The organism is Pseudarthrobacter kochi, assembly GCF_055412805.1.
Map to the genome: position 1 here is coordinate 1 of NZ_JBVAYV010000012.1, position 26,349 is coordinate 26,349.

22 protein-coding genes are annotated in these 26,349 nt (G+C 68.5%); 8 read left to right on the plus strand and 14 right to left on the minus strand.

Annotated features, from left to right (window positions below; translation table 11 throughout):
- Positions 1-281: 281 nt before the first annotated feature.
- The gene (locus ACZY0Y_RS08190; protein WP_463957359.1) at positions 282-1,712 is read right to left on the minus strand and encodes a dipeptidase; all 1,431 of its coding nucleotides are present in this window, start codon (positions 1,710-1,712) and stop codon (positions 282-284) included.
- 106 nt (positions 1,713-1,818) lie between these two features.
- Between ACZY0Y_RS08190 and ACZY0Y_RS08195 the strand changes: the two genes are divergently transcribed.
- Positions 1,819-2,418 carry a DUF3043 domain-containing protein gene (locus ACZY0Y_RS08195; RefSeq protein ID WP_463884649.1) on the plus strand — a complete coding sequence of 200 codons (600 nt, stop codon included), beginning with the start codon at positions 1,819-1,821 and terminating at the stop codon, positions 2,416-2,418.
- An 84-nt stretch (positions 2,419-2,502) separates the two neighbouring features.
- Here the strand turns inward: ACZY0Y_RS08195 and ACZY0Y_RS08200 are convergent, their stop codons facing one another.
- A complete protein-coding gene (locus tag ACZY0Y_RS08200) occupies positions 2,503-3,576 on the minus strand; it encodes a quinone-dependent dihydroorotate dehydrogenase (protein WP_463957360.1) in 1,074 nt (357 codons plus the stop codon).
- Positions 3,577-3,643: 67 nt separating this feature from the next.
- Here ACZY0Y_RS08200 and ACZY0Y_RS08205 point away from each other — a divergent pair, with 67 nt between their 5' ends.
- Genes ACZY0Y_RS08205 through ACZY0Y_RS08215 form a run of 3 tightly spaced genes read left to right on the plus strand, consistent with a single transcriptional unit; the run spans position 3,644 to position 7,374 of the window.
- Complete coding sequence (locus ACZY0Y_RS08205; protein WP_463957361.1) at positions 3,644-5,341, plus strand: FAD-binding dehydrogenase; 1,698 nt, start codon at positions 3,644-3,646, stop codon at positions 5,339-5,341.
- 9 nt (positions 5,342-5,350) lie between these two features.
- Positions 5,351-6,340, plus strand: coding sequence for an alpha/beta hydrolase (locus tag ACZY0Y_RS08210; RefSeq protein WP_463957362.1), 990 nt, complete (start codon positions 5,351-5,353; stop codon positions 6,338-6,340).
- Entirely contained in the window at positions 6,337-7,374 is a 1,038-nt protein-coding gene (locus ACZY0Y_RS08215) for an alpha/beta hydrolase (RefSeq protein WP_463957363.1), read from the plus strand. Before ACZY0Y_RS08210 ends, ACZY0Y_RS08215 begins: the two co-directional genes overlap by 4 nt.
- Positions 7,375-7,416: 42 nt before the next feature.
- On the opposite strand, the gene ACZY0Y_RS08220 is transcribed toward ACZY0Y_RS08215, so the two are convergent.
- Genes ACZY0Y_RS08220 through leuA form a run of 3 tightly spaced genes read right to left on the minus strand, consistent with a single transcriptional unit; the run spans position 7,417 to position 10,877 of the window.
- Positions 7,417-8,247: an isoprenyl transferase gene (locus tag ACZY0Y_RS08220; protein ID WP_463884641.1), complete on the minus strand. Its 831-nt coding sequence runs from the start codon at positions 8,245-8,247 to the stop codon at positions 7,417-7,419.
- A gap of 38 nt (positions 8,248-8,285) precedes the next feature.
- Positions 8,286-9,080: a DNA repair protein RecO gene (recO, locus tag ACZY0Y_RS08225; protein ID WP_463957364.1), complete on the minus strand. Its 795-nt coding sequence runs from the start codon at positions 9,078-9,080 to the stop codon at positions 8,286-8,288.
- 57 nt (positions 9,081-9,137) lie between these two features.
- On the minus strand, positions 9,138-10,877 hold the full coding sequence (leuA, locus tag ACZY0Y_RS08230) for a 2-isopropylmalate synthase (protein ID WP_463957365.1): 1,740 nt from the start codon (positions 10,875-10,877) through the stop codon (positions 9,138-9,140).
- A 252-nt stretch (positions 10,878-11,129) separates the two neighbouring features.
- Here leuA and ACZY0Y_RS08235 point away from each other — a divergent pair, with 252 nt between their 5' ends.
- The gene (locus ACZY0Y_RS08235; protein WP_463957366.1) at positions 11,130-13,082 is read left to right on the plus strand and encodes a M13 family metallopeptidase; all 1,953 of its coding nucleotides are present in this window, start codon (positions 11,130-11,132) and stop codon (positions 13,080-13,082) included.
- Positions 13,083-13,186: 104 nt separating this feature from the next.
- Here ACZY0Y_RS08235 and ACZY0Y_RS08240 read toward each other — a convergent pair whose 3' ends face one another.
- From ACZY0Y_RS08240 to ACZY0Y_RS08260, 5 genes are all read right to left on the minus strand, one after another.
- Positions 13,187-14,773 carry an LCP family protein gene (locus tag ACZY0Y_RS08240; RefSeq protein ID WP_463957367.1) on the minus strand — a complete coding sequence of 529 codons (1,587 nt, stop codon included), beginning with the start codon at positions 14,771-14,773 and terminating at the stop codon, positions 13,187-13,189.
- Between the two features lie 125 nt (positions 14,774-14,898).
- Positions 14,899-15,858, minus strand: coding sequence for a GTPase Era (era, locus tag ACZY0Y_RS08245; protein ID WP_463884634.1), 960 nt, complete (start codon positions 15,856-15,858; stop codon positions 14,899-14,901).
- Positions 15,842-17,173 carry a hemolysin family protein gene (locus ACZY0Y_RS08250; protein WP_463957368.1) on the minus strand — a complete coding sequence of 444 codons (1,332 nt, stop codon included), beginning with the start codon at positions 17,171-17,173 and terminating at the stop codon, positions 15,842-15,844. Before ACZY0Y_RS08250 ends, era begins: the two co-directional genes overlap by 17 nt.
- Entirely contained in the window at positions 17,170-17,643 is a 474-nt protein-coding gene (gene ybeY / locus ACZY0Y_RS08255) for an rRNA maturation RNase YbeY (protein ID WP_160665753.1), read from the minus strand. The genes ACZY0Y_RS08250 and ybeY overlap by 4 nt, the downstream gene beginning before the upstream one ends.
- Positions 17,640-18,728, minus strand: a complete 1,089-nt coding sequence (locus ACZY0Y_RS08260; RefSeq protein ID WP_463884630.1) for a PhoH family protein — start codon at positions 18,726-18,728, stop codon at positions 17,640-17,642. The genes ybeY and ACZY0Y_RS08260 overlap by 4 nt, the downstream gene beginning before the upstream one ends.
- A 594-nt stretch (positions 18,729-19,322) precedes the next feature.
- Between ACZY0Y_RS08260 and ACZY0Y_RS08265 the strand changes: the two genes are divergently transcribed.
- A complete protein-coding gene (locus ACZY0Y_RS08265) occupies positions 19,323-20,255 on the plus strand; it encodes a GerMN domain-containing protein (protein ID WP_463957369.1) in 933 nt (310 codons plus the stop codon).
- Between the two features lie 122 nt (positions 20,256-20,377).
- Here the strand turns inward: ACZY0Y_RS08265 and ACZY0Y_RS08270 are convergent, their stop codons facing one another.
- The 3 genes from ACZY0Y_RS08270 to hrcA all read right to left on the minus strand — a co-directional run bounded on the left by ACZY0Y_RS08270 (position 20,378) and on the right by hrcA (position 23,381).
- Positions 20,378-21,172, minus strand: coding sequence for a 16S rRNA (uracil(1498)-N(3))-methyltransferase (locus tag ACZY0Y_RS08270; RefSeq protein ID WP_463957370.1), 795 nt, complete (start codon positions 21,170-21,172; stop codon positions 20,378-20,380).
- A gap of 2 nt (positions 21,173-21,174) precedes the next feature.
- Positions 21,175-22,302 carry a molecular chaperone DnaJ gene (gene dnaJ, locus ACZY0Y_RS08275; RefSeq protein ID WP_463884625.1) on the minus strand — a complete coding sequence of 376 codons (1,128 nt, stop codon included), beginning with the start codon at positions 22,300-22,302 and terminating at the stop codon, positions 21,175-21,177.
- A gap of 65 nt (positions 22,303-22,367) precedes the next feature.
- Positions 22,368-23,381, minus strand: a complete 1,014-nt coding sequence (hrcA, locus tag ACZY0Y_RS08280; RefSeq protein ID WP_463884624.1) for a heat-inducible transcriptional repressor HrcA — start codon at positions 23,379-23,381, stop codon at positions 22,368-22,370.
- A gap of 230 nt (positions 23,382-23,611) precedes the next feature.
- On the opposite strand from hrcA, the gene ACZY0Y_RS08285 reads away from it, so the two are divergent.
- Together ACZY0Y_RS08285 and ACZY0Y_RS08290 are read left to right on the plus strand one after the other, a co-directional pair.
- Positions 23,612-24,460: a DUF3097 family protein gene (locus ACZY0Y_RS08285; protein WP_463957371.1), complete on the plus strand. Its 849-nt coding sequence runs from the start codon at positions 23,612-23,614 to the stop codon at positions 24,458-24,460.
- Positions 24,461-24,604: 144 nt separating this feature from the next.
- Complete coding sequence (locus tag ACZY0Y_RS08290) at positions 24,605-25,024, plus strand: DUF4870 domain-containing protein (RefSeq protein ID WP_463884620.1); 420 nt, start codon at positions 24,605-24,607, stop codon at positions 25,022-25,024.
- Between the two features lie 63 nt (positions 25,025-25,087).
- Here the strand turns inward: ACZY0Y_RS08290 and hemW are convergent, their stop codons facing one another.
- A complete protein-coding gene (gene hemW, locus ACZY0Y_RS08295; RefSeq protein WP_463957372.1) occupies positions 25,088-26,326 on the minus strand; it encodes a radical SAM family heme chaperone HemW in 1,239 nt (412 codons plus the stop codon).
- Positions 26,327-26,349: the final 23 nt, after the last annotated feature.

Genomic DNA, 26,349 nt, shown 5'->3' on the forward strand with positions numbered 1-26,349 from the left:
CTGGGAACACGGCGCTGACGTCACCATGGTCCAGCGGTCCTCCACGCACATCGCCCGTAGCGAATCCCTCATAGACCTCGCCCTCTGCGGCCTGTACTCTTATACCACACTCCCCCACCTCCCCCCCCCCCCCCCCCCCCCCCCCGCCCCTACTTGGACGGTACGGGCTATAGCTACATGCTACGTCGATCAGCCCTGTAGCTCTAACTCCTGACGTAACCGTCCCGGCAGGCTGGATGTTCCCTGGGGACCCGGCGCTACGGAGGACAAGGACCCTCCGCTCAGGCCAGTCCTTCGTCGTTCAACCGGGCCAGCATCAGTGCCTCCGCAACGATGGCGTTCCGGAAGTCGGCAAGGTGCAGGGATTCGTTCGCGCTGTGCGCCCGGGAATCGGGATCCTCGACGCCGGTGACCAGGATCTGCACGTCCGGGTACAGCTCGGTCAGGTCGGCGATGAAGGGAATCGAGCCGCCGATGCCGGTCTCCACGGCCGGCACGCCCCATGCCTCGCCGAGCGCCCACATCGCGACGCTGGCAGCCTTGGAGGAGGTGTCCGTGAGGAAGGCGTTGCCGCTCTCCCCCGGTGTGAAGACCACGTGGGCGCCGAACGGCGCGTTGGCCTCCACATGCCTGCGGACGGCGTCCATCGCCTCGGCCGGGTCCTGTCCGGGCGCGAGCCGCAGGCTGAACTTGGCCCGGGCGCGGGGCAGGAGGGTGTTGGAGGCGACGTCCACGGCGGGGGCGTCGAAGCCGATGATCGAGAGCGCCGGTTTGGTCCACATCCGGGAGGCGATGGTGCCGGTGCCGGCGAGCCGGACGCCGTCGAGCACCGAGGCATCGGCCCGGTACTCCGCTTCGGAGAGGTCGACGGCGACGTCGTCCCGGCTGGCGAGGCCGGCAATCGCGACGTTGCCGTCGTCGTCGTGCAGGGTGGCGATGAGCCGGGACAGCAGGGTCGGCGCGTCCAGCACCGGGCCGCCGAACATGCCGGAGTGGACGGCGTGGTCAAGGACCTTGACCTCAATGGTGCCGTCAACCAGGCCGCGGAGGCTTGTGGTGAGCGCGGGGATGCCGACCTTCCAGTTGCTCGAGTCGGCCACGACGATCACGTCTGCGCGCAGCAGCTCCTGGTGGGTTTCCAGGAAGGTCCGGAACGTCGGGGACCCGGCCTCTTCCTCGCCCTCGAAGAAGAAGGTCACGCCAAGGCCAAGATCGTCGCCCAGCACGCGGGTCACGGCGGAGTAGGCGGCGATGTGCGCCAGGATGCCGGCCTTGTCGTCGGCCGCGCCGCGTCCGTAGAGACGCCCGTCGCGCTCAACGGCGGTGAAGGGCTCCGTTTCCCACAGCGCCAGGTCGCCGGTGGGCTGGACATCGTGGTGCGCGTACAGGAGGATCGTCGGTTTGCCCGCGGCGGCGGGCCGGCGCGCGACCACGGCGGGGCCGCCGGGCGTCCCGTCTTCCTTGTCGCAGCGCAGGATCCGGACCTCGTCGAAGCCGCTGGCACGTACCAGTGCGGCGACGGCGTCGGCGCTGGCGTCCAGCGGGGCGGGGTCGAAACTGGGCCAGGCGATGCCCGGGATGGCGACGAGCTCGGTCAACTGGGCGATCGTGGTGTCGAACGAGTCGGTGACGGCCTGGCGGAGGGCCTCGGTGTCGACGTTTCCGACACGGCCGTGAGCGGTTTGCGGGTTCCCCGCGGGTGATGGAGTCATGGCCAGAACACTACCCGTGCCGCTGATCACTTCAAACAGTGCCACGACGGGCCACGCCCCGTGTGGGCCGGGTCCCGCGCACGCCGCCCCGGGGTATTCTGTAGGGGTGTTTGGACGTAAAAAAGAAGCGCCATCGGCGCAGGACCTAGTTGACCAGCCGGCGGCCGGGGCAGCCGCCCGGGATACCGCCCTCGGCAAGGGCGCGCCCACGCCCAAGCGCAGCGCGCAGGTGGCTGCCCGCAAGCGGCCGCTCGTGCCGGAGGACCGCAAGGCCTCCAAGGCCGCGGAGCGTGCCGCGGTCCAGGAGCAGCGGCTCAAGATGCGGCAGGCCATGGACACCGGCGACGAGAAGTTCCTGCCGCTGCGGGACAAGGGCCCGCAGAAGCGTTTCGCCCGTGACTATGTGGACGCCCGCTTCAGTCTTGGCGAGTACCTGATGTTCGGGGCGCTCATCTTCGTGGTCGTCTCCCTCCTGGTCCCGGCCTCCAGCGAGCAGATGATTTACGTCCTGGGCGGATTCTGGGTGATGTTCCTGGCCGTCTTCGTCGACGTCTTCATCCTGTCCCGGAAGCTCAGGAAGCGCCTGGCGGAGAAGTTTGGCGACGTGGAGCGCGGTACCGTCTGGTACGGCTCCATGCGCTCGCTGCAGTTCCGTCGCCTGCGCCTTCCCAAGCCCCTCGTCAAGCGCGGCGACTACCCCGCCTGATTCCCCTCAGCAAGGAGCCCCCGGCAGTTGGACTGCCGGGGGCTCCGTCGTTCCCCGGGACATGCCCGTGCGGGGACGCGTGGCCTAGCGCCGGGACGGGTGCCTGGCGAGCTGCCGGTTGATGCGGGCGGCCCAGAACGGTCCTTCATAGAGGAATGCCGTGTATCCCTGCACGAGGGTGGCGCCGGCGTCGAGCCGCTGCTGGACGTCCTGCGCGGTTTCGACGCCGCCCACCGAGACAAGGGCCAGCTTTCCGCCGGTTGCCGCCTTCAGCCGGGCCAGCACCTCCAGCGACCGCTGCTTCAGCGGCGCCCCGGACAGGCCGCCGGCGCCGCAGGCGGCAACCTGTTCCGGACTCGTTGAGAGGCCGGTGCGGGCGATGGTGGTGTTGGTGGCGATGATTCCGTCGAGGTTCAGGTCCAGCGCCAGGCGCGCGACGTCGTCGATGTCTTCATCGCTGAGGTCCGGGGCGATCTTGACCAGCAGCGGAACGTGGCGCCCGGACGCCTGGTCCGCGGCCTCCCCCACTGCCGTCAGGAGGGGGCGGAGCGTCTGAACATCCTGCAGCAGCCGCAGTCCCGGGGTGTTCGGGGAGCTGACGTTGACCACGAGGTAGTCGGCCGCGGGAGCCAGGCTGCGGGCGCTGACGAGGTAGTCGGCCACCGCATCCTCCAGTTCCACCACCTTGCTCTTGCCGATGTTGACCCCGATCACCGGGCGGACGCCCGGGTGGCGGCGCTGCAGGGCGGCCCGGGCGGACTTCAGGCGGGGCGCCACGGCTGCGGCTCCATCGTTGTTGAAGCCCATCCTGTTGATCACGGCCCGGTCCATGACCAGGCGGAAGAGCCGCGGGGCCGGGTTTCCGGGCTGGGACTGCCCGGTGATGGTGCCAACCTCCACATGGCCGAAGCCAAGCTCGGCCAGGGCCTCGATGCCGTGGCCCTCCTTGTCGAAGCCTGCCGCCAGGCCGAACGGCGAGGGGAAGGTCAGGCCGAACGCCCGGGTCTGGAGGGACGCCGCCGGGGCCGTGAACTTCTGCAGCACCCGCCCGGCACCGCAGGAATGGACGAGCCGGATGGCCCGGAAGCCGATTGTGTGGGCGCGTTCGGCGTCCATCCATGAAAAGGCCAGCCGGAAGAAGGTCGGATATACGCGCATGGCTCTAGTTTTCCCGTTCCGGCGGTCCAGACCAAACCCGCGTGCCGCCGGGCGCTAGCATGAAGCCATGAGCAGCGACTATGGAACCCCAGGCACGGCGCACAGCCGGGCTGCCGGATCAGTGATCGACGCTGACGTGGTTGTGGTGGGGGCGGGCCTGGCCGGGCTCGTCGCTGCGGCACAGGCCTATGCAGCAGGCCGCCGGGTAGCCGTGCTCGACCAGGAACCCGAAGCCTCCGTGGGCGGCCAGGCGCACTGGTCCTTCGGCGGCCTCTTCCTGGTCAACTCCCCCGAACAGCGCCGGCTGGGCGTGAAGGACAGCGCCGGACTGGCCCTGGCCGACTGGATGGCCTCAGCCGCCTTCGACCGGCCCGAGGACGCCCTCGCCCGGGACTGGGCGACCGCCTACGTGGACTTCGCGGCGGGGGAAAAACGTGCCTGGCTCGCGTCGCTGGGAGTACGGCTGTTCCCCCTCGTGCAGTGGGCCGAACGCGGCGGCTACGGACCTGACGGCCACGGCAACACCGTCCCCCGCTTCCACGTCGCCTGGGGCACCGGTCCTGCGCTGGTGGCACCGTTCCTGGCGAAGCTGCGCGAGGGCGAGGCGGCTGGCCGGGTCTCGTTCCATTTCCGCCACCGCGCTGCCAGCGTGGTGACGGCTGCGGGACGCGTCACGGGGGTGCAGGGCGAAATCCTGGAGCCCAGCGGCGCCGCCCGCGGCGAAGCCTCCTCGCGCGTCGCCGTCGGCAGCTTTGAAGCGTCCGGCGCCGCCGTGGTGGTGACCACCGGCGGAATCGGCGGCAACCACGACACCGTCCGCCGGCAGTGGCCGGGCGGTCCGGCGCCGCGGACGATGCTCAGCGGCGTGCCGGCGTCCGTCGACGGCGGGTTCCTGGCCGCCGCTGCCCGCGCCGGTGGCCGCCTCGTCAACGGGGACCGGATGTGGCATTACCCCGAGGGCATCCACAACCATTCGCCGGTGTGGCCACAGCACGGGATCCGGATCCTGCCGGGCCCGTCGGCCCTGTGGCTGGACGCCACCGGAAGCATGCTCCCCGCTCCCCTGTTCCCGGGGTTCGATTCGCTCGGGGCGCTGCGCCATATCCTCGGCACAGGCCACGAACACTCCTGGTTCGTGCTCAACAGGGCCACCGCCCTCAAGGAGTTCGCCCTCTCCGGCTCGGAACAAAATCCCGACCTCACCGGCAAGGACGTCCGGCTGCTGGCCTCCCGGCTGCGGCCCGGCAGCGACGGCCCCTTGCAGCGCTTCCTGGACCGCGGGGTCGACTTCCTGCAGGCCGGCACGCCCGCCGGACTCGCCGCCGCCATGAACGCCCTCACCGGCCAGCCGTTGATTGACCCCGCCGGGCTGGACCGGCTGATCCGGTCCCGGGACCGGCAGTTCGACAGCGGCCTGGGCAAAGACCCGCAGCTCGCCGCGATCCGCGCCGCCCGACGATTCGCCACCGACAGGATCATGCGGGTGGCGCCGCCGCACCGGTTGCTGGACCCCAGGCACGGGCCGCTGCTGGCCGTGCGGCTCTCGGTGCTCACGCGGAAAAGCCTGGGCGGACTCCACACCGACCTGCAGTCCCGGGTCCTGGACGGCGCCGGGCAGCCGGTCCCCGGACTCTTCGCCGCCGGGGAAGCTGCTGGGTTTGGCGGCGGCGGCATCCACGGCTACCGCGCCCTCGAAGGAACGTTCCTCGGCGGCTGCCTGTTTTCCGGGCGCTCGGCCGGCCGCGCCGCGGCGTCGGCGGTCTAGGTGCCTGCCGTGGAGTGGGTATCCGATATCCTCGGCGACGATTTCGAGGCCTGCGCCTTCCCGGCGTCCGGCCCGGACGGCGTGGAACGGACCGCCACGCTGGTACGGCACATGCCCGGAGCGGGTGCGCCCGGCGGGCACCCGGCCCGGGCCGTGCTGTTCCTGCATGGCTGGAGCGACTACTTCTTCAACGAGGAACTCGCCGAATTCTGGGCCAGCCAGGGCTTCGCGTTCTTCGCCCTGGACATGCACAACCACGGGCGGAGCCTGCAGGCCGGGGCGCACGGCGGCTATGTTGCGGACCTGGACGATTACGACGCCGAGATCACCGCAGCGATCGGCATCATCGCCTCCCTGCACCCTGCGGCGGAAACAGCTCCATCCGTGGCGCTGATGGGGCACTCCACCGGAGGGCTGATTGCGGCGCTGTGGGCCAGCCGGCATCCGGGGGTGGTCTCGCAGCTGATCCTGGACAGCCCGTGGCTGGAAATGCACGGCAGCCCTGCCCTGCGCCGTGCCGCCCGGACCATGGTGGAGCCGCTCGCGCGGTTCTGGCCCGAGGCCGTCATCCGCCTGCCGGAGCGGTCCTTTTACTGGCGCAGCATCAGCAGCGCGGCAGAGGGCGAATGGACGCTGGATGACAACTACCGCCCGCCCCGGGCGTTCCCCGTCCGCGCGGGCTGGCTGAGCGCCGTTCTCACCGGCCAGTCGCGGGTGGCGCGGGGACTGAACATCGACGTCCCCATCCTCGTCCTGATCTCCGGGGCCAGCGCCAACGGGATGCTCTGGAAGGAATCGATGCGGCGCACGGACGCGGTCCTGGATGTCAACACCATCGCCCTGCGCGCCCTCAGCCTGGGCCGCAACGTCACGCTGGAACGGATCGACGGGGCCCTGCATGATGTGTTCCTGTCGGCCCCGCGCGTCCGGGCCGACGCCTATGCCCGGCTGGCCCGCTGGCTCCGCGCGTATGTGCTCGACGACGGCGGCAGCGCATGAGCGTTCCCGTGGTGCGGCCGCTGTGGCGTGACGATGTGCTGGGCCGCCGCTTTCAGAGCCTGGACCTGCCCCTGTCTTCAGACGACGAGGGACCCGTTGTCGCGACCCTGGTGCGGCATGCCGGCCCGGGCGGAGGTGCGGCCGCAACAGCGGTCCGCGGCCCGGATGTCCCGGGCATCCGGGCGCCGGAGAAGGTGGTCCTCTACCTCCACGGCTGGGCTGACTATTTCCTGCAGGCCGAACTCGCCGATCACCTTGTTGCCAGCGGATTCCACTTCTACGCCCTGGACCTGCGGAAATTCGGACGCAGCCTCCGGGAGTGGCAGACCCCCGGCTACACGGACGACCTGGCCGTCTATGACGAGGACATTGCGGCGGCGCTGGCAGTGATCGGCACCGACATCGCCGGACGCACCGGCCGCCCGGGAGATCCGACGGTGCACGTGCTCGCGCATTCCCTCGGCGGCCTCGTGGCGGCGCTCTGGGCGGACCGGAATCCGGGCCAGCTGGGCACCCTGATCCTTAATGCGCCCTGGCTGGAACTGCAGGGCAGCAGCCTGATCCGGAACATCGCGATGCATTTGGTGGAACCGCTGGCGCGCACGGACCCGCGCCGGCCGCTGCTGCTGCCCAGCATGCCCGGCTACTGGGACAGCGTGAGCGGCACGGCGCACGGCGAATGGGTCGTGGATCCCGCGTGGCGGCCGAGGCAGGCGTTCCCCGTCAGGCCGGGCTGGACGAAGGCAGTCATGGCCGGCCACGCGGCCGTGGCGCGGCGGCTCGACATCACGTCGCCGGTGCTGGTGATGCTGTCGGGCCGCACCCGGATCCAGCCCGAATGGTCAGAGGAACTCATGGACGTCGACGCTGTGATCGATGTGGAGGAAACGGCGCGCCGGGCGCTCGGGCTGGGCCGCCGGGCGGCGGTCTTCCGCTACCCGGGGGCGATCCACGACATCTTCCTCTCACGCCGCGCTGTGCGGCGGGAAGCCTACGACGATTTGGTGCTCTGGCTAAGCCTGTACCCGGGCTGACCGCCCCTGCACCCGGGCCGGCTGGGGCTGGCGGGCCCGGGGTCAGGCGGGCCCGGCAGGTGCCGCCGCGTCCACCGCGCCGCCGTAGCGGCGATCCCGCTGGGCATAGATTTCGACGGCGTCCCACAAGGTGCGCCGGTCCACGTCGGGCCACAGGGTGTCCATAAAGACGAACTCCGCGTAGGCCGACTGCCAGAGCATGAAGTTGGAGAGCCGCTGCTCGCCGGAGCTGCGCAGGAACAGGTCGACGTCGGGCAGGTCCGGCTCGTCCAGATATTTCTGGATCGTCTTCTCGGTGATGGCGCCCGGCTTGAGCCGCCCGGCCGCCACCTCTTCCGCGATGGCGGACACCGCATCCGCGATTTCGGCGCGCCCGCCGTAGTTAACACACATGTTCAGGGTGCAAGTACTGTTGCCACGGGTGAAGTCCTCGGCCTCTTCCAGTTCGCGGATCACCGAGCCCCACAGCCTGGGACGCCGGCCGGACCAGCGGATCCGGACACCCCATTCGTCCAGCTGGTTGCGCTGGCGGCGTAGCACGTCCTTGTTAAAACCCATCAGGAAGCGCACCTCCTCGGGTGAGCGGCGCCAGTTCTCGGTGGAAAAGGCATAGACACTGACGTGCTCGATGCCGAGCTCGATGGCTCCGGCCACTACATCCAGCAGGGCCGGTTCCCCCGCTTTGTGGCCTTCGATCCGCGGCAGGCCGCGCTGGTTGGCCCAACGGCCGTTGCCGTCCATGACAATGGCGACGTGCCGCGGGATGAACTCCGCGGGGATGGCCGGGGGGACGGCCCCGGAGGGGTGCGGGTACGGGCTCACCACCGGGGTGCTCCGCTGCCGGACCGGACTCTTCTTTTTGCCCAACGCCACATTCCTACCCAACGCCACATTCCTACCCAACGCCACAGTTACGTTCGCTCCACATGTTTGAGGGATTTCAGGACACGTTCCAGATGCCACTGCAGGTAGCTGGCCACCAGGCCCGCTGCCTCGCGGCGGTGCACGGGGACGGACGCGTCCGCTCTCGTCCAGTCCCCGGTCAGCAGGGCGCCGAGCAGCTGGACCGTTTCCGCGGCGGGCGCGGGGGACCCCGGCGGACGGCAGTCGGCGCACACCATGCCGCCAAGCGGGGCCGAAAACGCCTTGTGCGGGCCACGGGCCCCGCAGCGCGCGCAGTCGGTGAAGCTCGGTGCCCAGCCGCCGGTGGAGAGGGCCCGCAGCAGGTAGGAATCGAGGATGAGTTCCGGGGTGTGGTCCCCGCGGCTCAGCGATGCCAGGGCGCCGACGAGGAGGTTGTACTGGGCGGTGCCCGCTTCGCCGTCGACGTCGGTGAGCTTCTCGGCCGTCTCGGTCATGGCGGCTGCGACGGTGTAGCGGCCGTAGTCCGCGGCGATGTTGCCGCCGTAGGCCCCCTTGGCGACGGCCTGCGTGACGATGTCGAGGCTCCGGCCGGAAATCAGCTGCAGGTCCGCGACCATAAAGGGTTCCAGCCGTGCGCCGAAGCGGCTGCTGGTGCGCCGGACGCCCTTGGCTACCGCGCGGACCTGGCCGTGGTGTTTGGTCAGGATGGTGATGATGCGGTCCGCCTCGCCCAGCTTGTGGGTACGCAGGACGACACCGTCATCACGGTAGGCGCGGGAGGCAAAGGAGGATGGTTGGGCCACGGTTAATCTTCGCACTGTCTTGGACGGAAACGCTGCCATTGGGGAAAGCAGCACTGCGCCGCCGGCGGATCGGCCGGCGGCGCAGTGACCCGCCGGTCAGGCGCGCGCGTCCCGGATGGCCCGGTTCACGGCCGAGATGACGGCCTTGAGCGAGGATGTGGACGTGTTGGCGTCGATCCCGACGCCCCACAGCACGCGCTCCCCCACGGCGCATTCGACGTAGGCTGCGGCGAGGGCGCTGCCGCCCTCGGACAGGGCGTGTTCGCTGTAGTCAAGGACCCGGACGTCGACGCCGTCTTCGCGCAGGATGCTCAGGAGGGCAGCGATTGGACCGTTGCCGGTGCCGGTGCGGTGGACCACCGCGCCGTCGACCTTGAGTGCGGCGTGCAGCGTCATGGAACCGTCCTCGTCCGTCTCGGTGCTGAACGGGCCGAGGGCGTAGCGTCCCCACTGCGCGTCAGCCGAACCGGAGGGCAGGTACTCGTCCTGGAAGACCTGCCAGAGCTGGGCGCCGCTGACTTCGCCGCCCATGGTGTCCGTCTGCTTCTGGATGACGCCGGAGAACTCGATCTGGGCGCGCCGGGGCAGGTCCAGGTTGTGTTCGTTCTTCAGCAGGTAGGCGACGCCGCCCTTGCCCGACTGGGAGTTGACCCGGATGACGGCCTCGTAGCTGCGGCCGAGGTCCTTCGGGTCGACCGGCAGGTACGGGACCTGCCAGGGGTAGTCGGCGACGTTTTTGCCGGCGGCGGCGGCGTCCTTCTCCAGCGCCTCCAGGCCCTTTTTGATCGCGTCCTGGTGCGAACCGGAGAATGCGGTGAAGACAAGGTCCCCGCCGTAGGGTGCGCGCTCGGCCACGGGCAGCTGGTTGCAGTACTCCACGGTGCGCCGGACCTCGTCGATGTCGGAGAAATCGATCATCGGGTCGACGCCCTGGACGAACATGTTCAGGCCCAGGGTCACCAGGTCCACGTTCCCGGTCCGCTCGCCGTTGCCGAACAGGCAGCCTTCGATCCGGTCGGCACCGGCCAGGTAGCCCAGCTCCGCGGCCGCGACGCCCGTTCCGCGGTCATTGTGCGGGTGCAGCGAAAGAATGATGCCCTCGCGCGGGTGCAGGTTCCGGCTCATCCACTCGATGGAGTCGGCGTAGACGTTGGGGGTGGCCATTTCCACCGTGGCCGGCAGGTTGATGATGACCTGGCTGTCGGCGGAGGCCTCGAAGACGTCGGCGATGGCGTTGCAGACCCGGACGGCGTACTCCAGTTCGGTCCCCGTGAAGGATTCCGGTGAGTACTCGTAGGTGATGTGGGTGTCCTGCAGGGTCTCCTCGTACTTCTTGCACAGCCGCGCGCCCTGGAGTGCGATGTCCAGGATGCCGTCTTCGTCCTGGTTGAAAACTACCCGGCGCTGCAGGACCGACGTCGAGTTGTAGAGGTGCACGATCGCCTGCTTGGCGCCGACGAGGGACTCGTAGGTCCGCTCGATCAGGTGTTCGCGGGCCTGGGTGAGGACCTGGATGGTGACGTCGTCCGGGATGTGGTTGCCCTCGATCAGCTGCCGGACGAAGTCGAAGTCCGTCTGAGACGCGGAGGGGAACCCGACTTCGATTTCCTTGTAGCCCATCCGGACCAGCAGCTGGAACATCTTCAGCTTGCGGGCCGGGCTCATCGGGTCGATCAGGGCCTGGTTGCCGTCACGCAGGTCCACGGCGCACCAGCGCGGGGCCTTGGTGATGACCTTGTCCGGCCAGGTGCGGTCCGGAAGTTCAACCGTGATCAGGTCCTGGAACGGGACGTAGCGGTGGACGGGCATTCCTGAGGATTTCTGTGCGTTTCGCATTACAATCGGGGCCTTTTCTGTGATTCCTGGTGAAAGGGTGGCCGGGCAACACAAACTCCGCAGCGAGGGTGGGCCTTGCGCTAGATCGCGTCTGAGGCCTCGCCGCGGCAGCTAAGAAGAAGCAGTTCTGCGCGCACCATTTCACACTAACACGGGTGCGTAAGATGAAGGAGCCACACCTTCGTAACGTCCACCATGCAGACCGGTATCCCGTAACAAGGCGGCGCCGGGCTGCCTCTCAAAGGAGCATCCGTGCCACTTTCGGGGATCGCCCTGTCCAACATCGACTTCTCTGTCCGGCCGCAGGATGACCTGTACCAGCATGTCAACGGCACCTGGCTCAAGAGCACCGAGATCCCGGATGACCGGCCCCTGGAGGGGACGTTCACAGCGCTGCGGGACGGCTCGGAACTCGCGGTGAAGGAAATCATCGAGGACGCGGCCGGCCGGGGCACGGATTCCAGCGGGATCGAGCAGAAGATCGGGGACCTCTACAACAGCTTTCTGGACGAGGCCACGGTGGAAGCCAGGGGCCTGGACCCGATCAGGCAGCGGCTCGACGAGGTCTTCTCCACAGAGTCTGTCGCCGGGCTCGTGGCACTGGCAGGGCGCCTGGTCCGTGCGGACGTGGGCGGCCTCTTCTACATCTATCCCGCCCCCGACGCCGGAAACCCGGACCGGATCCTGCTGTACACCGGCCAGGGCGGGCTGGGCCTGCCCGATGAGTCGTACTACCGCGAGGAGAAGTTCGCGCCGGTGGTGCAGGCCTACACGGACCACATAAAGACCGTCTTCGGCCTGGCCGGCGTCGCCGGCCCGGAAGACGCGGCCGGCCGCGTCGTGGCGCTGGAGACGGCACTCGCCTCGCACCACTGGGACAAAGTCACGCTTCGTGATCCGCAGAAGACCTACAACCTCAAGTCAGCCGATGAGGCGACGGAGCTCTTCCCGCTCCTGACGACGTGGTTCGACGCCGCCGCGATCGCGCCGGAGAAGCGCGCCGAACTCGTCGTGAGCACCCCGGATTTCTTTGCCGGGGCAGCATCGCTGCTGGACTCCGAGCCGCTGTCCGTCTGGCAGGAATGGCTCGCGCTGCGCGTCATCAGCGCGGCCGCCCCCTATCTCTCCGCCGCGTTGGTTGATGCGAATTTCGCCTTCTACGGCACCGCGCTCAGCGGAACGCCGCGCAACAAGGACCGGTGGAAGCGGGGGGTCGCCGTCGTCGAGGCCGCGCTCGGCGAGGCGGTCGGCCAGATCTACGTTGCCCGGCACTTCCCGGAAACCCACAAGGACCGGATGGAGTCGCTGGTGGCGAACCTGATCGAGGCTTACCGCGAATCCATCGCCGGCCTTGCCTGGATGGGCGAGGAAACCAAACATGAGGCGCTGAAGAAGCTCGATTCCTTCCGTGCCAAGATTGGTTACCCGGACAAGTGGATCGACTACTCCGCGGTGGAGATCGACCCGGCGGATCTGCTGGGCAATGTGGAGCGGGCGCACAGCGCCGACGTCGACCGGCACCTTGATGAGGTGGGCAAGCCCGTGGACCGGGAAAAGTGGCTCATGACGCCGCAGACGGTGAACGCGTACTACCACCCGCTGCTCAACGAGATTGTGTTCCCGGCCGCCATCCTGCAGCCGCCGTTCTTCACCGCCGACGCTGACGACGCCGTCAACTACGGCGGCATCGGAGCCGTCATCGGCCACGAAATTGGCCACGGCTTCGATGACCAGGGCTCCCAGTACGACGGCAGCGGCCTGCTCCGGAACTGGTGGACAGAGGACGACCGCACGGCCTTTGAGTCGCTGACCTCCAGGCTGGTGGCCCAGTTCGATGCCCTCTCCCCCACGGCAGCGCCGGGGCACACCGTCAACGGCAAACTGACCCTCGGTGAAAACATCGGTGACCTCGGCGGCCTGACGATTGCCTACAAGGCCTACCTGATCAGCCTCGACGGCCAGGAGCCGCCGGTACTGGACGGCCTGACCGGTGTGCAGCGCTTCTTTGCGTCCTGGGCTGCCGGCTGGCGCCAGGTCATGCGGAACGAGGAAGCGATCCGGCGGCTCGCCACGGATCCGCACTCTCCCAACGAATTCCGCACCAACCAGATCGCCAGGAACCTTGACGCCTTCCACGAAGCTTTCGGCACCGCGGAACAGGACGGCATGTGGATGCCCCCGGCCGGTCGCGTCAGCATCTGGTAGGCGCCGTCCCCAACTACAGCCCGGACACAAGAGAGGGCCGGCCGCAGGAAAACTCCTGCGGCCAGCCCTCTTCTTTGCCGCGGCGCCCTTCTGACGCGGCTTCGTCAGCGCGTGATCAGTGCCGGGTTGGCCTGCTGGCAGACGACGTCGCCGGCGGTCTGGTTGACAATGTCCGAGGGCAGTTCCACGGGGGCGTCCCCGCTCGCGGTGCCGCCCACGAGGTCGCTGCCCAGGTAGACCTGGACGCCGTTGACGCCGGCGGCCGGCAGCACCTGGGCCGCCGGGATCCCCAGCAGCGTGGCAACGTCAGCGGCCACATCCCCGTAACCCGCACCGTAGTAGACCGCAGTGGCCGCTACGGGCCGGGCGGCCAGCTGGGCGAGCTGGGTGAAGCCGCCGGTGGTGAGGGCCTTGATGATCTCCTGGGTCCGCGCCGAAACACCGGAACCGTTTGCCACCGTGACGGGCTGAACTGCCTTGTCGTAGGCGGCGGCGCTCTGGCTGGGTGTCGGCTCCGCGCTGGCGCTGGCACCGGCGCTGGCGTCCGGGGAGGCGGACGGGCTCGGCGTCGCGGTCGGGTCCGTCAGGTCGATGTCCTTGCGCATCGCGGCGAACAGCTGCGACGCCGCGGGTTCGGCGAGCTGCAGGCGGTTCACGTCGCTGACAGCGGGCGCCGTGGGCACGGCAACGAACGCCACCTTGCCCACGTCGATGTTCTTCAGCCGGTTGGCGACCGTCAGCAGCGTCGGGACCGAGGCCATGCCCTCATCGATCGTGAGGTTCTTGGTGACGACATCCGCGATCTGAAGCGTCTTCGCGGGGTTGCTGAGGGTGCCGTCGTCCTTGATCTTGCGGACCAGCGCGGACAGGAACCCCTGCTGGCCCTTGATCCGGCCGAGGTCACCGCCGTCGGCGAAGGCATGGCGGGCACGCAGGAACGCCAGGGCCTGCTCGCCCTGGACCTTGGAAGTGCCCTTGGGAAGCCGCAGCCCCGAGTCGGGATCGTAGACGGCGTCGCTGATGCAGACGTCGACGCCGCCGACAGTGTTGGACAGTTCCTTGACCGAATTGAAGTCCGCCATCATGAAGTGGTCAATTTCCAGGCCCGTGAGCTTGTTCACGGTGTCCACGGCACAGCCGATGCCGGCCTCGGACATGGCCGCGTTGATCATGACGTTCTTCTGGGCCGGGAACTCCCGCTTGGTTTCCTGGTCGGTGCACTTCGGGATATCAACGAGCAGGTCCCGGGGGAAGCTGATGACGTTGACACGCTTGTTGTCAGCAGAGATGTCCAGCAGCATCATGACGTCGGAGTGCCCGTAGCCGGTGGAGTCGCCGGCCCCGCCGTATTGCGAATTCTTCCCGTCACGGGTGTCCGAGCCAAGGACCAGGATCTGCATCCGGTCCCGCGAGTCGTCCACCGCGCCCTCGGTCTTCTCGCTTCCGGCCCCCAGCGATGCCTTGGTGATGTTGCCCTGCAGGCGGATGGCCCAGTAGGCGCCGAAGGCAATGACCGCGACCAGAAGGATGGAGACGACGGCGGTCCCGATCTTCAGCCAGCCGGGCATGCCGCGGGCTGAGCCAAGGTGCCGTGCCGGTCCGAGCGAGGGGTCGTCCGTGTGCCGGGCAGCAGAACCGGGCCGAACCGGGAATCCGGCTCCGCCTGCGCGGTCTTCACGGGGTCGAGACAAGGTTGAGCCTTCTTTCACGAACGGGGTCCGACCATTTTAGAGTCCGAATCTGGGAATTCCCCGATTGCGGGATCCATGGGAGCGGCGGAGGCCGTGGCGGAGGCCGGTACAGCGCCGGAATGCGCCTAGAAACCGAGCTTCACGAGCTGCTTCGGGTCACGCTGCCAGTCCTTGGCGACCTTCACGTGCAGGTCCAGGTAGATGCGCGCGCCGAGCAGCGCCTCGATCCCCTTCCGCGCGTTGGTGCCGACTTCGCGGAGCCGGGCGCCGCCCTTGCCGATGATGATGGCTTTCTGGGAGGGGCGTTCCACGTACAGGTTGACCCGGACGTCGAGGAACGGCTTGTCTTCAGGCCGCCCTTCCCGCGGGACGATCTCATCGACGACAACCGCGAGGGAGTGCGGCAGTTCGTCGCGGACGCCTTCGAGGGCAGCTTCCCGGATGAGTTCGGCGATCATCACGGCTTCCGGTTCGTCCGTCAGGTGTCCGTCCGGGTACAGCGGCGGCGACAGCGGCATAAGGCCGATCAGCACGTCGGCAATGGTCTTGACCTGGAAGCCGTCGGCGGCGGAAACCGGGACAATATCCTTCCAGCCGTCCTCGCCGAGGACCTCGCGGCCCAGGGCGTCGACGGCGAGCAGTTGTTCGGTGAGGGCCTGGCGGTCCACGGTGTCGGACTTCGTCACGATCGCGATGACCGGCTTGTTGCCGATGGCCGCGAGCTGGGCGGCGATGAACTTGTCACCGGGGCCGATCTTCTCGTTGGCCGGCAGGCAGAAGCCGATCGCGTCGACCTCGGCGAGGGTGTCGGCGACGAGTTCGTTCAGCCGCTTCCCCAGCAGGGTGCGCGGGCGGTGCAGGCCCGGTGTGTCCACGAGGATCAGCTGCCCGTCCTCCCGGTGCACGATGCCGCGGATGGTGTGCCGCGTGGTCTGCGGCTTGGCCGAGGTGATGGCCACCTTCTGGCCGACCAGGGCGTTGGTGAGGGTGGACTTGCCTGTATTGGGCCGCCCGACCAGCACGGCAAACCCGGCCCGGTAGCCGCCGTGTGCGGCTTCGCCGTCGGACTTATTCTGCTTGCTCACGTGAGACTCCCTGTTGGATTGGTGCGGCCTCGTCGAGAAGGTCTTCAAGGTCAGTTTCTTCTTTTGGTACGGCGGACGCAATGATGTGGCTGACCCGGTTCCGCCGGCCTTCAAGCCGGTCGGCCCGGAGGGACAGCCCATGGACCTCGACCGCGCTGCCGACGATCGGCACCCGCCCGAGGGCTTTGGCGAGCAGGCCGCCAACGGTGTCCACTTCGTCGTCGTCGAGCTCCAGGTCGAAGAGTTCGCCGAGGTCCTCGATGCTCATCCGCGCGCTGACCCGGTAGGTCCCGTCGCCGAGTTCCACCGCCTCCGCACTCTCGGTGTCGTACTCGTCGACGATTTCGCCGACGATTTCCTCGATGAGGTCCTCCAGCGTGACGAGCCCGGCGGTGCCGCCGTATTCGTCGATCACGATCGCGACGTGGGTTGATTCCTTCTGCAGTTCGCGCAGCAGTTCACTCACCGGTTTGGAGTCAGGCACGTAGCGCACCCCGCGGGCCAGTTCGTCAACGGCCGGGGGAACCTCGTCGGGGCCAAGGTTGTGGATGACCGCGGCCACGTCCTTCAGGTAGACGATGCCCAGGACCTGGTCCGTGTTCTCGCCGATGACGGGGACCCGGGAATAACCCGAGCGCAGGAACAGCGACATGGCCCGGTGCAGGCTGGAACCGGAGTCGATGCTCAGGATGTCGGTGCGGGGCACCATCACCGAGCGGACCAGGGTATCGCCGAAATCGAACACCGACTGGATCAGCTCGGCCTCGTTGTCCTCGATCACGTCGGACTCCGTGGCGCGGTCCACCAGCTCCCGGAATTCCTCTTCGCTGAAGAAGGCCTGGGTATCCGCGGGGGTACCGGGGGCGACGGCGCTGCCCACGGTGACGAGCCAGCCGGGGATTGGTCCGAGCGCCCAGCACAGCCAGCGGATCGGCGGGGCGCTGAAGCGGACCAGGCCGGCGGAGTGCATCCGGCCGATCTGCCGCGGGGACACGCCCACGATCACAAAGCCCAGCACCGCCATGACGCCGGTCGCGATCAGCCCCGCGAGCCAGACGTTGTCGAGCAGGCTGTTCAGCAACACGGTCACGGCGACCGCTGAGGCCATGTCAAACCAGATGCGCCAGAAGCGCAGGGCCCGCATATGCGCGATTGGCTGCGCCATGATGCGCTTCAGCGCGTTGCCGCGGCTCTGCAGGATCGCAGCTTCGGCCTCATGCCGGGAAAGGTAGTTGAAGGCAGATTCAGCCGCGGTCAGGAACGCCGCAAAACTAATAAACACCAGCGCCATGCCGGCAAGGATCAGTGGCGTCACTGAATCGTCTCTGACGGGGCGTCTTTGCCGGTGAAGGCAGAGAGCAGTTCGCGCTGGAGGCCGAACATCTCTTCCTTCTCCTCCGGCTCGGCATGGTCGAAGCCGAGCAGGTGCAGGATGCCGTGCGTGGTGAGCAGCAGCATTTCATCCTGGGTGGAGTGGCCGGCGTTCACCGCCTGGACCTCGGCGACCTGCGGGCAGATGGCGATGTCGCCGAGCATGCCCTGGGGGGTGGGCTTGTCCGGTGTGCCTGGCGTCAGCTCATCCATGGGGACCGAGAGCACGTCAGTGGAGCCGGGCTCGTCCATCAGTTCGATGTGCAGCTTCTCCATGGCCGGCTCGTCCACGAGCAGGATCGACAGCTCGGCCTGCGGGTGGATGAAGAGACGCTCGAAAATGAACCGGGACAGCCGCACCAGCTCCGCCTCATCAACGGTGACGCCGGATTCGTTGTTGACCTCGATGCTCACGCTTGGTCTCCCCGTTTGTCGCGGGCCACGGAATGCTTGACCCGGTTCCTCTGGATCTCGTCCCAGACGCTGTAGGCGTTGACGATGTCGCCCACCAGGCGGTGCCGGACGACGTCGGAGGCGTCCAGGACGGTGAAATTGACGTCCTCGATGCCCTGCAGGATGTCCTCCACGATCCGGAGACCGGACCGGGTCCCGAAGGGCAGGTCCACCTGAGTGACGTCACCGGTGACCACCATCTTGGAGCCGAAGCCCAACCGGGTGAGGAACATCTTCATCTGCTCCGGGGTCGTGTTCTGCGCCTCGTCCAGGATGATGAAGGCATCGTTGAGCGTGCGTCCGCGCATGTAGGCGAGCGGGGCGACCTCGATGGTGCCGGCCGCAATCAGCCGCGGAATGGATTCGGGGTCCATCATTTCGTGCAGGGCGTCGTAAAGCGGGCGCAGGTAGGGGTCGATCTTGTCGCTGAGCGTGCCGGGCAGGAACCCCAGCCGCTCGCCCGCCTCGACGGCGGGACGGGTCAGGATGATCCGCGTGACTTCCTTCTGCTGCAGCGCCTGGACGGCTTTGGCCATCGCCAGGTACGTCTTGCCGGTACCGGCCGGTCCGATGCCGAAGATCACGGTGTTGGCGTCAATCGCGTCCACGTAGTTCTTCTGGTTCAGCGTCTTTGGCCGGATCGTCTTGCCCCGGCTCGAGAGGATGTTGTGGGTGAGCACGTCGACCGGGTTCTGCAGGGACTGGGTCCGGAGCATCGACACGAGCTGCTGCAGGACAGCGGGAGTGATGACGGTGCCCCGGGCGACGAGGCCCCGGACCTCGTTGAGCAGGCGCATGATCCGCGGTACGTCGGCGGCAGGCCCGCTGATGGCGAGCTCATTGCCGCGGACGTGGAAGTCGACGGCCGGGAACTGGGTCTCGATGAAGCGCAGGGCCTCGTCATGACTGCCGAGGGACTGGACCATCTGATCGGAACTGTCGAACAGGACTACCTCCGTCCGCAGCCCTGGTAGGGAGTGGGGGAATTCACCTGCGGAGCGCTCTCCGGCGCTGATCCGGGCCTTGCCGTTCGCTGCTTCAGTCATGGTGTTGGCCCGCGGGCCTCTGGTCCCCTCCAGTTCGGAAATGGTCTGTGCCGTGATCCGGCCCGACGGCGGTGCTCGCCGTCCGCGGCCGGGGCAACGGGTACGTCCATCTTACGCCAGCACGGCGGACCCGGCGCCCGTTCGGATCCGGCGTTGCGCCCGCGCCGGGGCGGTCGGACGACGCCGGATCAACGGCACCCAGCAGGACGCCTGGTGGCCTTCCGGTGCGCGATTTCCTGCCGGACGAGCGGGATGACGTGGCGTCCGAAGTCCATGGCAGCTGACTGGCTTGGGTCCGGCGCACCCGAGGAGTAGGCAAAGAGGGCTCTGTCCCAGCCGAAGTCCTCGTGTACCGTGCCGGCCGGCGGTTGGCCTGTCCTGCCTAAGCGGGGATCGGAACGTTAGGTATCAACTTTGTATCAGCCGGATATCGTTCCCGTTGCAGTTCCTGGCCGCTGGCTGAATCCACGGTTTCGCGCCGGGCCCGTGTGCGATGCTGGAAATCGGCCTCCGCCACGTCTTTTCAGCCGGTGAGCGGACAGCAGGACAATCAGTAACCGAGCAGCGAAGGCGGCGGCCATCAGGCAACGCGGGATGGGGCAGACAGCAGCAGGCAGGCGGACACGCCGGGCCGTGCTGCTGGTGGTGCTGCCTGCTGCGCTGGCCCTGTCCGGCTGCGTGGCCACCCCCCAGCCCGGCATCACGGACTCCAGCCCGCCGGCCCAGGCCCTGTCTGCCCAGGCATCCGCGCCGACCACCAGCGCACCGCTGGAAACGTCCCAGGCGTCCAACAAGGCGCCGGTGTACTGGATCGGCCGGAGCAATGACAGCACGTTCCTTTACCGCGAGTTCCGTGATGTCCCGGAACAGGACAACCCCGTCACGCGGGCGGTCCGGGTCATGATGTCCCAGAAGCCCCTCGATCCTGATTTCTTCACTCCCTGGCAGAACCCGAAGAAGCTGGCAAGCTCCATCTCCGGCAAAAACGTCATCACCGTGGACATGTCGGCGGACGCTTTCAACAGCAATGTGGATCCGGCCATGGCCGAGCGGGCGGTGCAGCAGCTCGTTTACACCGCGACGGCGGCCGCTGCCAGCGCGGGGCTGATCGACGCCGGCCAGCAGATCCAGGTGGTGGTGCTGGTGGACGGGCATACCGACTATGTCGCTTTCAACCATGTCCGGCTTGGTTCCCCGACGTCACGCAGCGCAGGGATGGTCGCCCCGGTGTGGATCATCGATCCCCAGGAAGGGACCTCCGTGGCGGACGGTGCGGTCAAGATCTCCGGCCGCAGCACCGCTGCGGGCGGCAAGCTCCGGTGGGAGATTCTGCGCATCGACGGCAGCGTCGAGACGAAGTACCTGAACGGGACGGTCACGGTCTCTGCCGAGGCAGGCCAATCGGGAGCCTTCAGCCTGTCGGTCAACCTTGGCCCCGGCAGCTATGAGGTCCGGGTCTCCCAGCTTGAGGATGGCAATCCGGCCGAGGACCTGAACGTTGATACCCGCGGGTTCACAGTCACATAGGGCAGCTCCTGCTAAATAGGGCAACCCTGCCGGATTTGGCATCGGCTGCTCCGTAACGGCCGTTCTGAACCCTCAGAAGGGCCGTTATGGAGCAGCCGATCGCGTCTTGGGCTGAACCCGGGCTACCAGCGGCCCAGGATGTCGCTGGCGAGGACCGTCGCGGCGGGACCGGCCGTGGACGAGCGCAGCACATGGTGCCCCAGCAAGGCTGTCACCGCGCCGGCGTCGCAGAGCCTGGTGACTTCCCGCGGGCTGATGCCACCCTCGGGTCCGACGATCAGCAGCACCTCGCGGCCCCCACCCGGGCCGTCGCTGCCCGAGCCGGCGCCACCGGCCCTGGTGTGGTGCCAGGCCTCCAGCACCTGACGCAGCGGACGGACGGCGTCCTCATGCAGGATGATGGCGAGGTCCGCGGCGGCCACTGCCGCCTGCAGGCCGGCGCCGTCGACGGCGGGGCGGACTTCCGGGATCCACGCACGGCGTGCCTGTTTGGCCGCCGCCGTGACGACCGACTGCCACTTGGCGTGGGCCTTGGCCGCGCGTTCGGCCTTCCAGCGGACAATCGAGCGTTCGGCCTGCCAGGGCACAACGGCGTCGATCCCCAGTTCGGTCGCTGTCTCCGCGGCGAGCTCGTCCCGGTCGCCTTTCGCGAGGGCCTGGACCAGGACCAGCCGGACCTCCGGCAGGGGCTCCTCGGACAGCCCGGAGCATTCCACCGTCAGCTCGCCGGGCGCGACGGCGGACACGGCGCCGGTCAGCCGCTTCCCGGCGCCGTCGGCGATGTCGACGGCCTCCCCCACACCAAGACGCTTCACCGTGACCGCATGGCGGGCCTCGGGTCCGTCAAGGACGAAGACGGACCCGGGGGCCAGCCCGTCCAGGGTGCCGGGGGCAGTGAAAAAGACCGGGTTACTCACCGCTACAGGTTACCGAGCCGGTCCCGGAGCTTCGCGAAGACCCCGCCGCTCGCGGCGAGTTTTCCTTCGGTGAACTGTTCGCCGCGCAGCTTCGCGAGCTGGCGGAGCAGATCCTCCTGGGCGGCGTCGAGCTTGGCAGGGGTGTCGACCTGGAGATGGACCTTGAGGTCGCCACGGCCGTAGCCGCGCAGGTGGGTGACGCCGAGTCCGCGGAGGGTGATGACCTCGCCGGACTGGGTGCCGGCCTTCACGTCGATCTCCTGCTGGCCGTCGAAGGTGTCGAGCGTGAGCTCGGTGCCGAGTGCGGCGGCCGTCATGGGGATGTTGAGGCTTGCGTGCAGGTCGTCGCCGTCGCGGACGTACGTGGCGTCGGTGTTGACCCGGATCTCCACGTAGAGGTCGCCGGCGGGTCCGCCGGCGGGGCCTGCCTCACCCTGCCCGGAGAGCTGGATGCGGGTGCCGGTGGCGACGCCGGCGGGGACCTTGACCGTCAGGGTGCGCCGGCTGCGGATGCGGCCCTGGCCCGCGCATTCGTTGCAGGGATCCTTGATGACGGTGCCGAAGCCCTCGCAGGACCCGCAGGGTGCCGTGGTCATGACCTGGCCGAGGATGGAACGCACGGCGCGCTGGACCTGGCCGGAGCCGCCGCAGATGTCGCAGCGTTCCGGGTGGCTGCCCTCGCGGCAGCATGAGCCTTCACAGGTGGGGCACGTGACGGCGGTGTCGACTTCGAGTTTCTTGTTGACGCCGAAGACGGCGTCGCGGAGGTCGATCCGGACGCTGATGAGGGCATCCTGCCCGCGGCGGACCCGGGACGCCGGTCCGGCCTGCCCGCCGGCGCCGAAGAAGGTCTCGAAGATGTCCTGGAACGCGAAGCCCTGGCCGGAGTAGCTGCCGCCGCCGAAGCCATTGTCGGTGCCGTTCTCGTTGCCGGTGGTGTCGTAGATCCGGCGCTTCTGCGGATCGGACAGCACCTCGTAGGCGTGCGTGACGGCCTTGAACCGGTCGGAGGCGTCATCCCCGGGGTTCACGTCCGGGTGGAGGTTGCGCGCCAGCTTGCGGTAAGCCTTCTTGATCTCTTCTCCCGTGGCTTCGCGGGAGACTCCAAGAACGTCGTAATGGCTGCTCAAAGTGTGTATCTCTTCCTTTTTGTACTGCCGGTGGGGCACTGCCTGTTGCGGGTGGACGCGGCCCGTCAGGGGCCGAGAATCCTTGAAAGGTAGCGTGCGACCGCCCGGACGGCGGCCATGGTGGTCGGATAGTCCATCCGGGTGGGACCCAGCACCCCGACTTTCGCCGTCGCGTCCGGTCCGTAGCCGGTGGCCACCACAGAGGCCTCGGCGAGCCCGTCGTAGGGATTTTCCCGGCCGATGCTGACCGTGACGCCCCGTGGGTCTGCGGCCATGTCGCTCAGCAGGCGGAGCATGACCACCTGTTCCTCGAGGGCTTCCAGGACCGGGCCGATGGTCAGCGGGAAGTCGACGTTGGAGCGGGCCAGGTTGGCGGTTCCGGCCATGACCATCCGCTCCTCGCGGCTGCTGGCGGCCAGGGCCTCGAGGCCTCGGGCCAACGCCTGGGCGGCGTTGCGCCGCGCCGGCGGGCAGCTGCCGATCAGGGACTGCAGGGACTGCGGCAGCAGGTTCAGCGGCGTCCCCGTGAGGCTGCCGAGGAAGCGGGTGCGCAGTTCGGACAGGGCCTCGTCCTGAAGGTCCTGCCCCACGTCGATCACGCGTTGTTCCACCTTGCCGGTGTCCGCGATCAGCACGGCGAGCACCTTGCGGGGGGCGAGCAGGACGAATTCGATGTGCCGCACCTTGGCCCGGCTGAGGTGCGGGTACTGCACGACGGCGACCTGGTTGGTCAGCTGGGAAAGCAGCCGCACCGTCCGGTCCAGGACGTCGTCGAGGTCGTCGGAGCCTTCCAGCAGGGCCTGGATGGCGCGGCGTTCCGCCGGCGAAAGTGGCTTGACCGCCGAAATCTGGTCCACGAACAGCCGGTAGCCTTTGTCGGTGGGGATGCGTCCGGCGCTGGTGTGTGGAGCCGTGATGAGGCCCTCATCTTCCAGGGCCGCCATGTCATTGCGGATCGTGGCGCTGGACACGCCGAGGTGGTGCCGCTCCACGAGCGCTTTGGAGCCGACGGGTTCCCGCGAATGGACGTAGTCCTCCACGATGGCGCGCAGCACTTCGAGTTTGCGCGGTTCGCTCACGCTCCACCTCCTATCGACTGTCCCGCATCCGGTGCCGCCGCCCGCCGGCCGCGCCGGATACGCAGTGGCCGGACACGCAGCGGTTAGCACTCGACATGCCTAAGTGCTAACCAGTCTAATATGAGTCGCCGCGTTGTTAGCATTGAGTTCGCTCCGGGCGTTCCTCCCGGGGCGCGTGTTTTGGGGCACAGCCCGCAGCAGCAAACCGAGCGCAAAGCAGTGTGTATCCGATGTCGTACCAGAACTGGGGCCCCCAGGACCTGTCCGCCCCCGCCAAGGCCCAGCTGCCTGAAGTGCCCGTGGAGCGCGGAATGGTCCTCGAAGATGTGCAGTCCGGTTGGGTGGGTGCCGTCACCCGCGTGGAGAAGTCCGGCGGGATGCATGTGGTGGCCCTTGAAGACCGCCGCGGCAAGTCCCGGTCCTTCCGCCTCGGTTTCGGCTTCCTGCTGGAGGGCCGGCCGATCCGGCTCATGCCGCCGGCGCCCCGGTCCGCCGCAGCCGCCGCTGGCACCAGAACAGCGTCCGGCTCCGTCCGGGTGGAGGGCCAGCGCGCCCAGGTCGCCAAAGCGAGCCGGATCTGGGTGGAAGGAAAGCACGACGCCGAACTCGTCGAGAAGGTCTGGGGTGACGACCTCCGGGTGGAGGGCATCGTCGTCGAGCCTCTGCACGGCATTGACGACCTCGCCGGCGCGGTGGCGGCTTTCCGGCCCGGCCCCGGGCGCCGGCTGGGCGTGCTGGTGGACCACCTGGTGCCCGACTCCAAGGAATCCAGGATCGCCGCGGCTGTGATGGCCACCCCCGGCGCGGCCGGGAACGTCCTGATCGTCGGCCACCCCTACGTGGACGTCTGGCAGGCGATCCGGCCCGCCGTCCTGGGAATCGAGAAGTGGCCGGTGATCCCCCGCGGGGTGGACTGGAAGACCGGGATCCTGACGGCCTTCGGCTGGCCGCACAGCACCAAGGAGGACATCGGCCTGGGCTGGCAAAAGCTTCTCGGCGCGGTCCGCAACTATGCCGATCTGGAGCCCTCCCTGCTGGGCCGGGTGGAAGAGGTCATCGACTTCCTCACCGTTCCCTGACCGGGGCTGCCGGGCGTCCCTGCCAGCGGGCCGATCCGTGATTCCGTGCCCGAGCAAGTATTCTTGGTACGGCGGCTGCGCTCCCGGCGCAGCCCTGGCACCTGCAGGCACCAACGCACCACCCGCAATCCGAAGGACGACACCGTGGCAGATGACGCACGCGAACACAACGGCAACCAGGCCGGCCATGGCCAGCCCCCGTACCATGGCGTTCCCGCAAATGCGCTGCCGCTCACGGCGAACGAGGACCGGCAGTGGGCCACGCTGGCCCACTTCGGCGGCATCCTGGGCTGTGTTCCCTCGCTGCTGATTTACCTGATCTTCAAGGACCGCGGGCCGTTCACGGCGCAGGAGTCCAAGGAAGCCCTCAACTTCACGCTGCCCCCCACGATTGCTGCTGTGCTGTGCAACCTGCTGGTCTTCGTGCCGGTGGTGGGCAACATTTTCGCCGTCCTGGCCACGGTCATCTGGATTGCCGTGACGTGCTTCTCGGTCGCGGCCGGCATCCACGTCAACCGCGGCCAGCCGCACCGCTACGAGTTCAACCTCCGCTGGATCAAGTAGCGCGGCAGCTCCTGCCCTGAGCTGCCCTGCCGGGGCCGGGTCACGGCAGGCCGGCAGGCGGGGTCAGTCCGGCAGGATCCTGCGGACCACGGCGTCCGCGAGCAGCCGGCCCTTGAGCGTCAGGACGAGGGTGCCGCGGAAGGCCGCCACGGAGTCAACGAGGCCGTCCGCGATGAGTCCGGCGACGGCGTGCCGTCCGGTGTCCCCCAGTCCGCCCAGGCTGGCTATTTCCAGCCCCGAGTTCAGCCGGGTTTCGAGCATGACGCGCTCCACGTTGCGGGTCTCGGAGTCAAGGGTCTCCCGGCCGGCCGCCGGCGAGAGCCGGGAACCCAGGCGGTTGGCGTAGGCGGTGGGGTGCTTGACGTTCCACCAGCGCACGCCGCCCACGTGGGAGTGCGCGCCGGGGCCGATCCCCCACCAGTCGTCGCCCCGCCAGTAGGCGAGGTTGTGGCGGCAGGCCTGCTCCGGGCTGCGGGACCAGTTGCTGACCTCGTACCAGGACAGCCCCGCGGCGGAGATGAGTTCATCGGCGAGTTCATATTTGGCCGCGTGGTCGTCGTCGTCGATTCCCGGCACCTCGCCGCGGCGGATCTGCGCGGCAAGCTTGGTGCCCTCCTCGACGATCAGCGCGTAGGCGCTGATGTGGTCCGGCTCGTACGACAGGGCAGTCTCCAGCGAGTAGCGCCAGTCCGCCAGCGACTCCCCCGGCGTTCCATAGATCAGGTCAAGGCTGACGTCGAGGCCGGCCGCCCGGGCCCACCCGACGGCCTGGGGCACCCGGCTGGGGGTGTGGGTGCGGTCCAGCACCTTAAGGACATGCGGCACCGCAGACTGCATGCCGAAGGACACCCTGGTGAAACCGGCGTCAGCCAGCAGCTGCAGGGATTCGGGCGTGACCGAGTCCGGGTTCGCCTCCGTGGTGACCTCGGCGCCCGGCTCGAGGCCCCACGCCCCGAGGGCGGTGGTGAGAATGCGGGCCAGGTCCTCAGCGGGGAGCAGAGTCGGTGTTCCGCCGCCGAAAAAGACGGTGCTGAGCGGTCGTGGCGGCAGGCCGCTGTCCCGGAGCACGGCGGCGGCAAAGTCCACTTCCGCGACGGCGGTGCCGGCGTAGGCGTCCTGCGAGGCCCCGCCGCCGAGCTCCGTGGCGGTGTAGGTGTTGAAATCGCAGTAGCCGCAGCGCACGGCACAGAACGGGATGTGCACGTACAGCCCGAAGGCGCGGGCCGCGGCGCCCTCCAGCGCCTGGCCGGGCAGCAGCCCGTCCGGCGGCGCCGGGTCGCCCAGCGGCAGCGCGCTAGGCACGGGCCCGGCCCGCCTGGAGAACT